This is a genomic window from Kineosporia mesophila, assembly GCF_021129235.1.
GTDB lineage: Bacteria > Actinomycetota > Actinomycetes > Actinomycetales > Kineosporiaceae > Kineosporia > Kineosporia mesophila.
Genome location: NZ_JAJOMA010000039.1, coordinates 35,903 through 48,796, shown reverse-complemented (window position 1 = coordinate 48,796; position 12,894 = coordinate 35,903). Strand labels below are relative to the sequence as shown.

The 12,894-nt window shown below is 72.5% G+C and carries 11 protein-coding genes; 6 read left to right on the top strand and 5 right to left on the bottom strand.

Annotated features, from left to right (window positions below; genetic code table 11):
• Positions 1-19: 19 nt before the first annotated feature.
• From LR393_RS33275 to LR393_RS33260, 4 genes are all read right to left on the bottom strand, one after another.
• Positions 20-2,428 (bottom strand): RCC1 domain-containing protein, encoded by a 2,409-nt coding sequence (locus LR393_RS33275; RefSeq protein ID WP_231489195.1) that lies wholly within the window; start codon positions 2,426-2,428, stop codon positions 20-22.
• Positions 2,429-2,500: 72 nt separating this feature from the next.
• Complete coding sequence (locus LR393_RS33270; RefSeq protein ID WP_231489194.1) at positions 2,501-3,994, bottom strand: tripartite tricarboxylate transporter permease; 1,494 nt, start codon at positions 3,992-3,994, stop codon at positions 2,501-2,503.
• 30 nt (positions 3,995-4,024) lie between these two features.
• On the bottom strand, positions 4,025-4,525 hold the full coding sequence (locus LR393_RS33265) for a tripartite tricarboxylate transporter TctB family protein (RefSeq protein WP_231489193.1): 501 nt from the start codon (positions 4,523-4,525) through the stop codon (positions 4,025-4,027).
• The gene (locus LR393_RS33260) at positions 4,522-5,514 is read right to left on the bottom strand and encodes a Bug family tripartite tricarboxylate transporter substrate binding protein (protein ID WP_231489192.1); all 993 of its coding nucleotides are present in this window, start codon (positions 5,512-5,514) and stop codon (positions 4,522-4,524) included. Before LR393_RS33260 ends, LR393_RS33265 begins: the two co-directional genes overlap by 4 nt.
• 251 nt (positions 5,515-5,765) lie before the next feature.
• On the opposite strand from LR393_RS33260, the gene LR393_RS33255 reads away from it, so the two are divergent.
• From LR393_RS33255 to LR393_RS36805, 6 genes are read left to right on the top strand one after another with little or no spacing between them, the layout of a single operon-like run.
• Positions 5,766-6,650: a TIM barrel protein gene (locus LR393_RS33255; protein WP_231489191.1), complete on the top strand. Its 885-nt coding sequence runs from the start codon at positions 5,766-5,768 to the stop codon at positions 6,648-6,650.
• Positions 6,647-7,600, top strand: coding sequence for a 5-dehydro-2-deoxygluconokinase (gene iolC / locus LR393_RS33250; RefSeq protein WP_231489190.1), 954 nt, complete (start codon positions 6,647-6,649; stop codon positions 7,598-7,600). The genes LR393_RS33255 and iolC overlap by 4 nt, the downstream gene beginning before the upstream one ends.
• On the top strand, positions 7,597-8,484 hold the full coding sequence (locus LR393_RS33245) for a Cgl0159 family (beta/alpha)8-fold protein (protein ID WP_231489189.1): 888 nt from the start codon (positions 7,597-7,599) through the stop codon (positions 8,482-8,484). Before iolC ends, LR393_RS33245 begins: the two co-directional genes overlap by 4 nt.
• The gene (gene iolB, locus LR393_RS33240) at positions 8,481-9,323 is read left to right on the top strand and encodes a 5-deoxy-glucuronate isomerase (protein ID WP_231489188.1); all 843 of its coding nucleotides are present in this window, start codon (positions 8,481-8,483) and stop codon (positions 9,321-9,323) included. The genes LR393_RS33245 and iolB overlap by 4 nt, the downstream gene beginning before the upstream one ends.
• Positions 9,320-11,224 (top strand): 3D-(3,5/4)-trihydroxycyclohexane-1,2-dione acylhydrolase (decyclizing), encoded by a 1,905-nt coding sequence (gene iolD / locus LR393_RS33235; RefSeq protein ID WP_231489187.1) that lies wholly within the window; start codon positions 9,320-9,322, stop codon positions 11,222-11,224. Before iolB ends, iolD begins: the two co-directional genes overlap by 4 nt.
• A gap of 1 nt (position 11,225) precedes the next feature.
• On the top strand, positions 11,226-12,263 hold the full coding sequence (locus LR393_RS36805) for a Gfo/Idh/MocA family protein (RefSeq protein ID WP_231489186.1): 1,038 nt from the start codon (positions 11,226-11,228) through the stop codon (positions 12,261-12,263).
• A 35-nt stretch (positions 12,264-12,298) separates the two neighbouring features.
• Here the strand turns inward: LR393_RS36805 and LR393_RS33225 are convergent, their stop codons facing one another.
• Complete coding sequence (locus tag LR393_RS33225; RefSeq protein ID WP_231489185.1) at positions 12,299-12,802, bottom strand: GNAT family N-acetyltransferase; 504 nt, start codon at positions 12,800-12,802, stop codon at positions 12,299-12,301.
• Positions 12,803-12,894: the final 92 nt, after the last annotated feature.

The window sequence follows — 12,894 nt, the reverse complement described above, 5'->3', positions numbered from 1 at the left end:
GAGCCGAGCCGAGCTGGTCCTAGCGCAGGACGAAGAGCGAGACCCGGGACAGCCGTACCGCGACCGGGGTTCTGGACGAACTCAGGGCCGGGGCGCTGACGGTGGCGTTGTCGCTGCCCTGCCCGAGCTTGCCGCGGTAGTTGTGACCCCAGCACCACAGGCCACCGTCCGAGCGCCCGGCGCAGGTGCTGTTACCGCCCACGGCCATCGAGGTCCAGGTGGTGCCGCTGGGGGCGGCCGCGGCCTGCACCGGGGTGGCCGAGTCGGCCGTGTTCGCCGGGGTGCCGAACTGCCGGTCGTTGTTGTGGCCCCAGCACCACAGCACCCCCGCGGAGTCCAAGGCGCAGGTGTGCTCCTGCCCCACCCCGTACGCGACGAATGCCCCGCTCACGGCGGACGGGCGGGTCACCGCGACCGGCGCGGTGACGGTTCCGCCGGACGTGCCCGTGCCGATCTGCCCGTACCCGTTCGACCCCCAGCAGTACAGCGTGCCCGAGGTCCGGGTCGCGCATGCGTGCTCGTTGCTGCTGACCTGCACGCCGGCCCAGTCCGTGCCGCCGCCGGAGACCCGGGTGGGCCGGGTCGCCGAGGTGTTGCTCGCGCCGTTGCCGAGCACCCCCTGCGACTGGGCGCCCCAGCACCACAAGGTGCCGTCCGACCGGGTGCCGCAGGTGGCGTTGAGCCCGGCGTCGATCCCGGCCCAGCGGTCGCCGGTCACGCCGGTCACCACCACCGGGGCCGGCACACTCGTGGAGTTCCCGCTCGCGGTGCCCAGCGTGGCGCCGGCCAGGTTGCGGCCCCAGCACCAGGCCGCCCCGTCGGTGTCCAACGCGCAGCTGTGTTCGGAGCCGACGGTGACCTGCGACCAGGTGCCCGGCACCGGCTGCGGCGTGCCGTACGAGACGGTGGAGCCCAGGCCGAGCTGACCGCTGGTGTTCTTGCCCCAGCAGAACAGGTTGCTGTCCTGGAGCGCGCAGGTGTGGGTGTCCTCGCTGTCGACGGACGACCAGCGGGCCGTGCCGCTGCTGATCGGGCGCAGCGTGTTGCGGAACCAGACGGCGCCGTTGCCCGGCTGCCCGAACTCGGCCGACCCCCAGCACGACAGCTCCGACGCGGTGGTCAGGGCACAGCCGTGGCCCCGGCCCACCGAGACCGGGCCCCAGCTGCTGCCGGTGCTGCCACCCACCGGGCCCCACGTCGTGCGGTAGGTCTGTGTGCCGTCACCGGCCTGCCCCTGCGAGTTACCGCCCCGGCAGGACAGCGCCCCGGTGTCGACGCCGCAGAACTGGTTCACGCCGTCGCCCCCGACATCGACCGACGTCCAGCCGGTGGAGGTACCCATCTGCGCCGGGGAGGTGGTGTTCGCACCGCCGTCACCCAGCTGACCCCAGCACCACAGCTGCCCGGGCGGACGCGTGCTGTCACCCGCGTCGGCCGTGATGGCACAGGTGGCGCGGCTGCCGGCGGCCAGCACCGACCAGGTGCGCACACCGGTCGACCCGGCCGCGACCACCGCCGTCGGGACCGTCACCGAGGTGGCGGAGCTGCTCGTACCCGACTGGCGGTAGGAGTTGCTGCCCCAGCAGAACGCCTGCCCCGCGGCCACGGCCGCGCCCTGCACCGTGCCGGACGCCGCGAGCGCGCAGGTGTGCAGCTGCCCCGCGGACACGGACGAGAAGGTGGCGCCGCTCTCGACCCGTACCGGCACGGTGCGGTTGGTGGTCGTGCCGTCGCCGATCTCGGCGTCGGTGTTACGGCCCCAGCACCACAGCCCGCCGTCGGTCGCGATCGCGCAGAACCGGTTGCCGTCACCGCTGATCGAGCGCCAGGTCTCGGGAACGCCGCTGCCGTAAGTGATCCGGTTCGGGTTGAGCTTCTGCACGACGCTCCCGGCGCCCAGCTGGCCGACGCCGCCCCAGCCCCAGCACCACACCGAGCCGTCGGTGGGGGAGCTCTGCAGGGCGCACGTGACCTCCTCACCGCCGGTCACGGCCTTCCACGTCGTCCCCGCCGGCAGGACCGATCCGGGCGTGGACTCCAGCGCGCTCGTGGCACCGCGCCCGAGCTGGCCCCCGCCGTTACGGCCCCAGCAGACCAGGGTGCCCGGACCCTGACCGCCGACGCTCGTGGATCGGATCGCGCACGAGTGGTAGTAGCCGGTGCCCAGGGCCGAGAACGTGCCGCCGCCGGCGACCGCGGTGGCACCGCGTACGGCCACGGTGTCGCCGGTCCCGGACTCCCCGGCCGAGCCGGAGGAGTCGTCACCCGACCAGAACAGGCCGGAGAGCGGGGTCCAGGCCGGGGCCCGGAACTGCGCCGTCGTACCGGTGTCGGCGCTGAAGAACGCCCCGGACGGGCGGGGGAGAGCAATGACGGCGGCCAGCAGCACCCAGCACGCCACGGTGGCCACGACCCATCGCCGTGCCACGGCTCCAGCCCCTGGCATACACGCCCCTCCTATTCCCCCGTGATCGGCGGGAGGAGGCCGGAGTTGAGGGGTTCAGCGCACCTGATCCACGGGTTCCCGCCTCCGTCCCCGGGCCAGGGGCAGCAACGCCACCACCACGAACGCGGCCAGCAGCACCCCGGAGATCGGCCGCGTCACGAAACCCGTCGGGTCCCCGCCGAACAGCAGCAGCGAACGGCGCAGCGAGTCCTCCAGCAGCGTCCCCAGCACGAAGGCCAGCACCAGCGGCCCGGGCTCGAGACCGAGCTTCTTCATCAGGTAGCCCAGCGCCCCGAACGCCACGACCAGCGCGATGTCGAACGTGCTGTTGTTCACCGTGTACGCACCCACCAGGGTGATGAGCACCGTGATCGGCGCCAGCACGGCCGGGCGCACCCGCAGCACCCGCACGAACAACCCGACCAGCGGAATGCTCATGATCAGCAGCAGCACGTTCCCGACGTACATCGAATTGACCACACCCCAGAACAGTTCGGGGTTCTCCTCGACCAGCTGCGGCCCGGGTGCCACGCCCTGCACCAGCAGCGCCCCGAAGATCACGGCCATCGTCGCGTTCGCCGGGATGCCCAGCGTCAGCAACGGGATGAAGGACGAGGTCGCGGCGGCATTGTTCGCGGTCTCCGGCGCGGCCACCCCCTCCACCGCCCCCTGCCCGAACCGTTCCGGATGGGGTGAGCGGCGCTTCTCCAGGGCGTAGGCCGCCAGCGACGCCATCACCGCGCCACCCCCGGGCAGGATCCCGAGCACGAACCCCAGCACCGAACCCCGCCCGATCGCCCCCGACGACTGCCGCAGGTCCGCGCGCGAGGGCCACACGTCGTGCACCGCCACCGGCGCGTGCACCGCCCGGTGCCGCTGCTCCAGGCTGTGCAGGATCTCGCCCAGCCCGAACAGCCCCATCGCGATCGGCACGAAGTCCAGCCCGTCGGCCAGGTCGAGACTGCCGAACGTGAAGCGCTCGCCGCCGGTGAAGGCGTCCCGGCCGACCACCGCCAGCAGCAGCCCGAGACAGGCCGCGATCAGCGCCTTCAGCCGTCCGCCGCCGGCCACCGTGGAGACCAGGAGGATGCCCAGCAGGGCCAGGGCGGTGTACTCGGGCGGCCCGAAGTCCAGCGCGAAACCGGCCACCACCGGCGCCAGGACGGACATCGCGACGACGGACACGGTGCCACCGACGAACGATCCGACGGCCGCGATGCCCAGTGCGGTGCCGGCGCGGCCCTGCCGGGCCAGGGCGTGGCCGTCGAACACGGTGACCACCGACGACGCCTCGCCGGGCAGCTTCAGCAGCACCGAGGTGATGGTGCCGCCGTACTGCGCGCCGTAGAAGATGCCGGCCAGCATGATGACCGCGCCGACCGCCTCGATCTCGAAGGTGACGGGCAGCAGGATCGCGATGGTCGCCGCCGGGCCGAGACCGGGCAGCACCCCGACGAGCATGCCGATCACGACGCCGATGAGGCAGTACAGCAGGTTCGCCGGTTCCAGCACCACGCCGAAACCGTCAATCACCGGCCCGATGTCCACGGTCGGCCTCCCGGGAGGTCAGAGGAGAGGTCAGAAGAGATGGGGGATGGGCACCGCGAGCGCGGCCACGAACAGCAGGTACAGGGCGAGCACCGTGCCCAGGCTGATCACGGCGGTGCTCCGCCAGGTCTCGTGCCCGAGCACCCGCAGCCAGAACGCCATCAGCGCCAGCGAGGGCAGCTCGAACCCGATCGTGCCGATCACGGCGGCGAACCCGAGCATGCTCACCAGCCCGGCCGCCACCAGACCGGAGGTGGGAACGAAACGCTCCGCGTCGTCCGTTGCCCGGCCCGTGACCGCTTGGGCGAGGCCGAGAACGACCAGGGCGCAACCGATCAGGAACGGCCAGGAGCCGGGGGCGGGCCGGGAGGCCGAGCCCACACCCAGGGACAGCGCCCCCGCGACCGTGCCCGCGCCGAGGACGACGACCGTACCGGCCAGGAGGAGGTTCGTGAGCGGCCCGGCGGTCTCGGTTTCGGTTTCGGTTTCGGTTTCGGGAAAGGCTTCCGGTTCTGGTGGGGCCGGACTCACTGCTCGCCGCCCAGGTCGATCCGGTGCTCCCGCGTCACCGCCCGGTAGGTGTCCAGGCTCTGGGTCCACTGCGTGCGCAGGGTCTTTCCGTCCACCTCGTTCGGGGTGAGCTGGTTGTCCCGGTTGAACGCCCGGTACGTGCCGGCCTCGAACGCCGACCCGAATGCCTTTTCCAGGGAACCGATGACGGACGAGGGGGTGCCCTTGGGGGCGAACACCGCCCGGGACTGCTGCACCGGTACGTCGTACCCGGCCTCGATCGCCGTCGGGGTCCTGGGCAGGTAGCTCACCCGCTCCTGCGCGAACGTGACGATCGGCGTGAGCCTGCCCGCCTCGATCTGCTCCACCGCTTCACCCAGCTGGATCGAGCCGACGTCCACCTGCCCGCCCAGCACCGCCGTGAGGGTGGGTGACCCGCCGTCGAAGGGCACGGCCGTGGCGTCGATACCGGCCTGGGCGAACAGGAGTTCCTGCGACAGCTGGCTGCCGGTACCGACTCCGGTGGTCCCGAAGGTGACCGTCCGGCCCAGATCCTCCAGGTCGTCCACCGTTTTCAGCCCTGATGTCGCGGTCGTGACCAGCACGTAGTCGTCCTGGCTGATGCCCGTGACGATGTCGTAGTCGGCCAGGTCGGGGGCCTGCCCGGCGGCCACGGCCAGCGGCGTGATGTAGGCGAGCGACCCGTTGAAGATCATCAGGGTGTGCCCGTCGGGCTTCTTCCCGGCCAGTTCCCGCGCCGCCAGCGCACCGTTGGCACCGGGCTTGTTCTCCACCACGACCGCGACGCCGAGGTCGTGCGAGACCTGTTCGGCCAGGGCCCGGGCGATGAGATCGGTGCTGCCGCCGGGATCCTGCCCGACGTAGACGGTGATCGGGTCGCCGTCGGGGAAGGCCGCGGCGTCACCGGAACCACCCCCGAGGTTGCCCCCGCACCCGGCGAGGGTGAGGGCCAGGACCAGGGCGAACAGGGCGCGAGGAGTGCTGGTCATGCCCGGTCTCTCCTTCGAGAAGGCACACAGGGGATGCCCGGAGCGTAGGAACCGGCTCTCATGCGTGTCCAACTCCGTTCGGGCATGGACCAATACCTTCCCGGCATCGCGCAGGGTCGTGGGATGGCCGTTTGTCCTGACAAACCTTGACATCCCGATATCGGCGGCTGACGATCGGAGACGGCCCGTGTTGCCGGCAAGGCCTTCCCGCACGGCGTCGTGTACGGTCGAACGAGGAGCTGTAACGCTCAATGACGAGTGATGTTTCGCGTTCCCGCACGGCCGGGGCGCCGATCTCCTGGGGCGTCTGCGAGGTGCCCGGCTGGGGCTACCAGATGCCCGCCGCGCGCGTCCTGGCCGAGATGCGTGACCTCGGCCTGAGCGCCACCGAGTTCGGGCCGGCCGGTTTCCTCCCCGCCGATCCCGGCCAGAAGGCCTCGACCCTGGCGGATTTCGGTCTGCAGGCGGTCGGTGGATTCCTGCCCGTGGTGCTGCACCGGGACGGGCACGACCCGCTGCCGGAGGTGGACGCGTTCGCGGACGCGTGCTCGGCGGCGGGGGCCGGGGTGGTGGTGCTGGCGGCGGTCACCGGGCTGGACGGGTACGACGTGCGCCCGGAACTCGACCGGGCGCAGTGGAAGACGCTGCTGGCGAACCTGGATCGCCTGAACGAGCATCTGGCCGCCCGGGAGCTCCTGGCCGTGGTGCATCCGCACATGGGCACCCTGATCCAGAGCGACGGTGAGGTGCGCCGGGTCCTGACCGGATCGTCCATTGCCCTGTGCATCGACACCGGTCACCTGGTGGCCGCGGGCGCCGACCCGGTCGCGATCACCCTCGCCGCCCCCGAACGGGTCGGACACGTGCACCTCAAGGACGTGGACGCGGCCCTGGCGGTCCGGGTGACCGGCGGGGAGCTGAGCTTTTCGGACGCGGTCGCGAACGGTCTGTGGACGGTGCTGGGTGAGGGGTCGGTCGACCTGGAGAGCCTGGTCGGGGCCCTGAAAGAGGCCGGTTACCAGGGCTGGTACGTGCTCGAGCACGACGTGATGCTGGGCCAGGAACCGCCGCCGGGCACCGGGCCGGTGCACGACGTGGGCCGCTCCCTGGCCTATCTGAGGCGGGTGCTCGCATGAGGCCGGCCTTCGACCTGGTCACGATGGGCCGGGTCAGCGTCGACATCTATCCCGAGCAGGTCGGGGTCCCGCTGGAACGGGTGACGAGCTTCCGCCGGTTCCTGGGCGGCAGCGCCACGAACGTGGCGGTGGCCGCGGCCCGGCTGGGCCGCCGCACGGCCGTGATCACCCGCACCGGGGCCGACCCGTTCGGCCGCTACATCCACCGTGCCCTGAAGGATTTCGGTGTCGACGACCGCTGGGTGCACGCGGTGGAGCACCTGCCCACCCCGGTGGTGTTCTGCGAGATCTTCCCGCCCGACGACTTCCCGCTCTACTTCTACCGTTTCCCCAAGGCCCCCGACCTGGAGATCTCCCCGGACGAGCTGGATCTGGACGCGATCCGGGCCGCCCGGGTGTTCTGGGTGACGGGTACCGGCCTGTCGCGCTCGCCCAGCCGGGAGGCCACCCTGGCCGCGCTGGAGGCCCGCGGCCGGTCCGGGATCACGGTGCTCGACCTGGACTACCGGCCGATGTTCTGGTCGTCCGAAGGCGTTGCGGCGCGGCATATCGCGAGCGCCCTGCCGTACGTCACGGCGGCCGTGGGCAACCTGCAGGAGTGCCGGGTGGCGGTCGGTGAGGGGTCACCGGAGGGTGCGGTGAAGGCTCTGCACGACGCCGGGGTGGACCTGGCGGTGGTGAAACAGGGCCCGGCCGGGGTGCTGGGCAGCCGGCTGAGCACGGCCGAACGCGTGGCGGTGCCGCCGGTGCCGGTGGAGGTGGTGAACGGGCTCGGCGCCGGGGACGCGTTCGGCGGTGCGCTCGTGCACGGTCTGCTGGCGGGCGACGGGCTGGCGGGCACGCTGGCGCTGGCCAATGCCGCGGGCTCGTACGTGGCCGGGCAGCTGGCCTGCGCCGATGCGATGCCCGACCTGGCCGAGCTGACGAGCTACCGGGAGCGTTCCGCATGAGGGCGGTCACCGCCGGCGACCTGGCCGCGATCGTGCGCACCCGGATGGAAGACCCGGGCCACATCGCCCACCTGGCGGCGGCCCGTCCGCGCCCGGCCGGGATGACGGGTCGGCTGCTGATCGTGGCCGCCGACCATCCGGCCCGGGGCAGCCTGCGGGCCGGGGACGACCCGCTGGCCATGGGCGACCGGGCCACGCTGCTCGACCGTCTGGTGCGGGCCCTGGCCCGGCCCGGGGTGGACGGGGTGCTCGGGACCGCGGACGTGCTGGAAGACCTGCTGCTGCTCGGTGCGCTCGACGGCAAGGTGGTGTTCGGGTCGATGAACCGTGGCGGCCTGGCGGGTACCGTCTTCGAGATTGACGACCGGTTCACCGGGTACACCGCGCCGGCGCTGGCCGGTCACGGTTTTCAGGGCGGCAAGATGCTGCTGCGCATCGACCCGGACGACCCGCTGACCGCCCCCACCCTGCACTCCTGTGCGCGGGCGGTGGACCAGCTGGCCGAGAGCGAACTCGTAGCCCTGGTCGAGCCGTTCATCTCCCGGCGCGGCCCGGACGGGAAGGTCCGTAACGACCTGTCGGTGGAGTCGGTGGTGCGCTCGGCCACGGTCGCCGCCGGCCTGGGCTCCACCTCGGCCTACACCTGGCTGAAACTGCCGGTGGTGGACGACATGGAGGCCGTGGTCGCGGCCACGACGCTGCCGGTGCTGCTGCTCGGGGGCGAGGTCGGGGTGGACGCCGCGGAACACGGCGCGCAGCTGGCCTCCTGGTCCAAAGCCCTGGCCGCGCCGGCGGTACGGGGCCTGGTGGTGGGCCGCTCGCTGCTGTTCCCGCCCGGCGGTGACGTGGAGGCCGCCGTGGACTCGACCGTGGGGCTGCTGTGAGGGGCCGTCTGGTGGTGCGCCGCCACGAGGGCGCGCAGGGGGCCTTCACGCTGGAGGTGACGCCGCGATCGGCGGGGTGGGAACGCGCGGGGCTGCGGATCCTCGAGCTGCCCTCCGGCGGGTCGCAGACGATCAGGACGCCGGACGCGGAGGTCGCCCTGATCTCGCTGTCCGGGTCGGCGACGGTGGACGTGGACGGCGAGGTGCAGTTCACCCTGCACGGGCGGCCGGGGGTGCTGGCCGGGCCCAGCGACGTCGTCTACGTGCCGCGCGGCTCGACGTTCAGCGTGATCTCCCCGCGGGGTGGCCGTTTCGCACTGTGCTCGGCGGTCTGCACGACCCGGCTGCCGCCCTCCTACCTGCCCGCGGCCGACGTGCCGGTCGAGCTGCGCGGCACCAGTAGTGCCAGCCGTCAGGTGCACAACTTCGGGGTGCCGGGGGTGCTGGAGGCCGACCGGCTGATCGCGTGCGAGGTGATCACGCCGGGCGGCAACTGGTCGTCGTGGCCGCCGCACAAGCACGACGAGGAACGCGACGGGGAGACGCGCCTGGAGGAGATCTACTACTACGAGACCGAGGGTCCGGCCTATCAGCGGGTCTACGGTTCGACCGACGTGCTGACCGAGGTGCGGTCCGGTGACGCCGTCCTGATCCCGCACGGCTGGCACGGCCCGTCGATGGCCGCGCCGGGCTACGACCTGTACTACCTCAACGTGATGGCCGGCCCCGGACCGCAGCGGGCCTGGCTGATCCGGGACGACCCCGACCACGCGTGGGTGCGGGAGACCTGGCCCTCCCAGCCCGTGGACCCGCGCCTGCCCTACGGAGACCGGCCATGAGTGTCCGGCTCACCGTCGCCCAGGCCGCCGTCCGTTTCCTCGAAGCGCAGGAGGTGGCCCGAGACGGCGACCGGCACGCGTTCTTCACCGGTTGCTGGGGCATTTTCGGGCACGGGAACGTCGCCGGGATCGGCCAGGCGCTGCTGGAGGGCGAACTGGCCGGCAGCTCCCTGGTCTACCGGCAGGGCCGTAACGAGCAGGCGATGGTGCACGCCGCCGTCGGCTACGCCCGGCACCGCGACCGGCTGGCCGCGCATGTGGTCACCACCTCGGTCGGGCCGGGGGCCACGAACATGATCACCGGTGCGGCTCTGGCCACGATCAACCGGCTGCCGGTGCTGCTGCTGCCGGGCGACACGTTCGCCACCCGGGTCGCCGACCCGGTGCTGCAACAGCTGGAAAACCCCGCGGCGGGCGACGTCTCGGTCAACGACGCGTTCCGGCCGGTGTCGGCGTACTTCGACCGGGTGCAGCGGCCGCAGCAACTGCCGTCGGCCCTGCTGAACGCGCTGGCCGTGCTCACCGACCCGGCCCGCACCGGCGCCGTGACGATCGCGCTGCCGCAGGACGTACAGGCCGAGGCGTTCGACTGGCCGGACGAGCTGTTCGCGCCCCGGGTGTGGCACGTGCCGCGGGCCCGGCCGGAACCGGCCGCCCTGGAGCGGGCGGTGGCCGTGCTCCGGTCCGCGCACCGGCCGCTGATCGTGGCCGGAGGCGGCGTGATCTACAGCCGGGCCGACGCGGCGCTGCGGGCGTTCGCCGAGGCCACGGGCATTCCGGTGGCCGAGACCCAGGCCGGTAAGGGGTCGCTGCCGTACGACCACCCGCAGTCGGTGGGGGCCGTGGGCGCCACCGGCACGGCGGCCGCCAACCACCTGGCCGCGCGCGCCGACGTGGTGCTCGGCATCGGCACCCGGTACAGCGACTTCACCACCGCCTCCGGTACCGTCTTCGCCGACCCGGACGTGCGTTTCGTCAATCTGAACGTATCGGCCCCGGACGCGCACAAGCTGTCGGCGCTGTCGCTGGTGGCCGACGCCCGGGAGGGCCTGACCGCGCTGGGGTTCGCCCTGCGGGGCTGGGCGGCGCCCCGCGACTGGACCGCGACGGCCACCCGGCTCGCGGGGGAGTGGGACGCGGCGGTCACCCGGGTCTACGGGCTGCCGGCAGAGGACGAGGTGGCCCAGTCCGTGGTCATCGGTGCGGTCAACGAGGTGTCCCGCCCCCGGGACGTGGTGGTCTGCGCCGCCGGCTCGATGCCCGGTGACCTGCACCAGCTGTGGCGCACCCGCGACCGCAAGGGATATCACGTGGAGTACGGCTACTCCTGCATGGGTTACGAGGTCGCCGGCGGTCTCGGGGTGGCGCTGGCGGTGCTCGACGAGGGCGACGACCGGGATGTCTACGTGCTGGTCGGTGACGGCAGCTGGCTGATGATGAGCAGCGAGATCGTCACCGCGGTCGCCGAGGGCGTGAAGCTCATCGTGGTGCTGGTGCAGAACCACGGCTACGCCTCGATCGGGGCCCTGTCGGAAACGGTCGGCTCGCAGGGGTTCGGCACCCGGTACCGGTACCGCTCGGCGTCCGGGCGCCTGGACGGGGAGCGCCTGCCCGTCGACCTGGCCGCCAACGCCGCGAGCCTGGGCGCCGACGTGCTCACCGCGTCCACCCGCCCCGAACTCGGCGACGCGCTGCGCCGGGCCCAGAAGTCCCCGCACACCACGGTGATCCACGTCGAGACGGTCCCGGGGGAACCACTCGGCAACGCCGCCTGGTGGGACGTACCGGTCGCCGAGGTCTCCACGATCGCGTCCACCCGGGAGGCCCGCAGCGCCTACGAGCAGCACAAGGTTGCCCAGCGCCCCCATCTGACACCGGTCACCGAAGCGCAGGGGGATTGACGTGCAGCCGTTACGCATCGGGGTGATCGGGGCCGGGGCGATGGGTTCGGCTCACGTCCGCACGATCACGAACGATGTTCCGGCCGCCCGGGTCACGGCCGTGTTCGATCCCGATCCGGAAAGGGCCGGCCGGGCGGCCGATCCGGTGCGGGCCCGGGCGTTCGCCGACGCCGGCGAGCTGATCGGCCACCCGGACGTCGACGCCGTCGTCATCGCCTCGCCCGACGTCACCCACGCCGGCCTGGCCCGGGCCTGCATCGCCGCGGGACGGCCGGTGCTGTGCGAGAAACCCCTGGCCGTGACCGCGAGCGACGCGTACAGCGTGGTCGAGGCCGAGCTGAGCGCCGGGAAACGTCTGCTCCAGGTCGGTTTCATGCGCCGCTACGACCCCGGTTTCGTCGACCTGCGCCGCACCGTCACCGACGGGAGGATCGGTGACGTGCGCCTGGTGCACGCCGTGCACCGCAATGCCACGAACGCCACGAGCACGGACGACGCCGGGCTGGTGACCGGGTCGATGGTGCACGAGCTCGACCTGATCCCCTGGCTGGTCGGGTCACAGCTGACCGCGATCCGGGTGGAGTCACCCGTGCGCGAGGGATTCCGCGACCCCCAGCTGGCCACCCTGTGGACCGGGAACGGGGTGATGGCGAGCGTGGAGGTGTTCGTCAATGCCGGGTACGGGTATGACGTGCGCTGCGAGTGCGTGGGCACCCTCGGCACGGTCGCGCTGGCCACGGCCTCCCCGGTGTCCTCACGCATCGCCGGGGTGGAGGGCCGGGCGGTGCGCAGCGACTTCGTCGCCCACTTCGCCGAGGCCTACCGCATCGAGCTGGGCCGCTGGGCCGGGTCGGTGCTGGCCACGGACGTCACCGGGCCCAGCGCCTGGGACGGCTACGTGGCCCAGGTCGCGGCCGAGGCCGGGGTGGCGTCGTTGCGCTCGGGCGCGATCGAGGCGGTCGAGCCGGGCCTGAGGCCACCGCTGTACGGTCACGGCCCGGACGGTGGACCAGGACACGGCCGGTCCTCCACGGCCTGAGCGGCCTGGTCGGCCGGCCGCCGGGTGACGGCGCGTCACCGCCGTGCGGTCGGCGGCGCAGGCCTGATCATGCAGCAGCGGGGCCACCGGTCCAGGCCGAGCTCGGCCTCGTGGCGCCGGATCTTCCGTAGCTGGGGCGCGGGGTCGTGCAGCACGATGAATCCGAGCCGGGCGTAGTAGGGCGCGTTCCAGGGCACGTCGCGGAAGGTGGTCAGGGTCAGCGGGACCAGGCTCCGGTCGGCCAGGTGCTCGATCAGCCCCCGCCCGATCCCGCGGTGTGCGGCCCGGGGGTGCACCGACACCTGCTCGATGTGGACGAGCTCGTCCACCACGTCCATGAGCAGGTAGGCGACCGGCATGCCGTCCTCGACGTGGACCCAGGCCCGCCCGGCGGCCTGGTACGCGGCGAGCTCGGAGGGGCCGAGGGGTTCGTCGTCCGCAATCCCGCCCATCCCGATCGCCCGGAATTTCTCACCCGCCGCCCACTCGATCCGCGGGAGCAGGGGCAGATCCTCGGCGAGGGCAGCACGGATGGACACGAGGGCGATGATGGAGGGCCGATCGTGCAAGATCAACGGGTTTTACCCCGCCCGGGTTACCGCTGGTTGACCTGACCTGCGCTTTTCCGCCA

Bases quoted from the DNA above. Each gene is read 5' to 3' on its own strand.
- LR393_RS33260 (WP_231489192.1), bottom strand. From the start codon at position 5,514: ATGACCAGCACTCCTCGCGCCCTGTTCGCCCTGGTCCTGGCCCTCACC.
- LR393_RS33255 (WP_231489191.1), top strand. From the start codon at position 5,766: ATGACGAGTGATGTTTCGCGTTCCCGCACGGCCGGGGCGCCGATCTCC.
- iolC (WP_231489190.1), top strand. From the start codon at position 6,647: ATGAGGCCGGCCTTCGACCTGGTCACGATGGGCCGGGTCAGCGTCGAC.
- LR393_RS33245 (WP_231489189.1), top strand. From the start codon at position 7,597: ATGAGGGCGGTCACCGCCGGCGACCTGGCCGCGATCGTGCGCACCCGG.
- iolD (WP_231489187.1), top strand. From the start codon at position 9,320: ATGAGTGTCCGGCTCACCGTCGCCCAGGCCGCCGTCCGTTTCCTCGAA.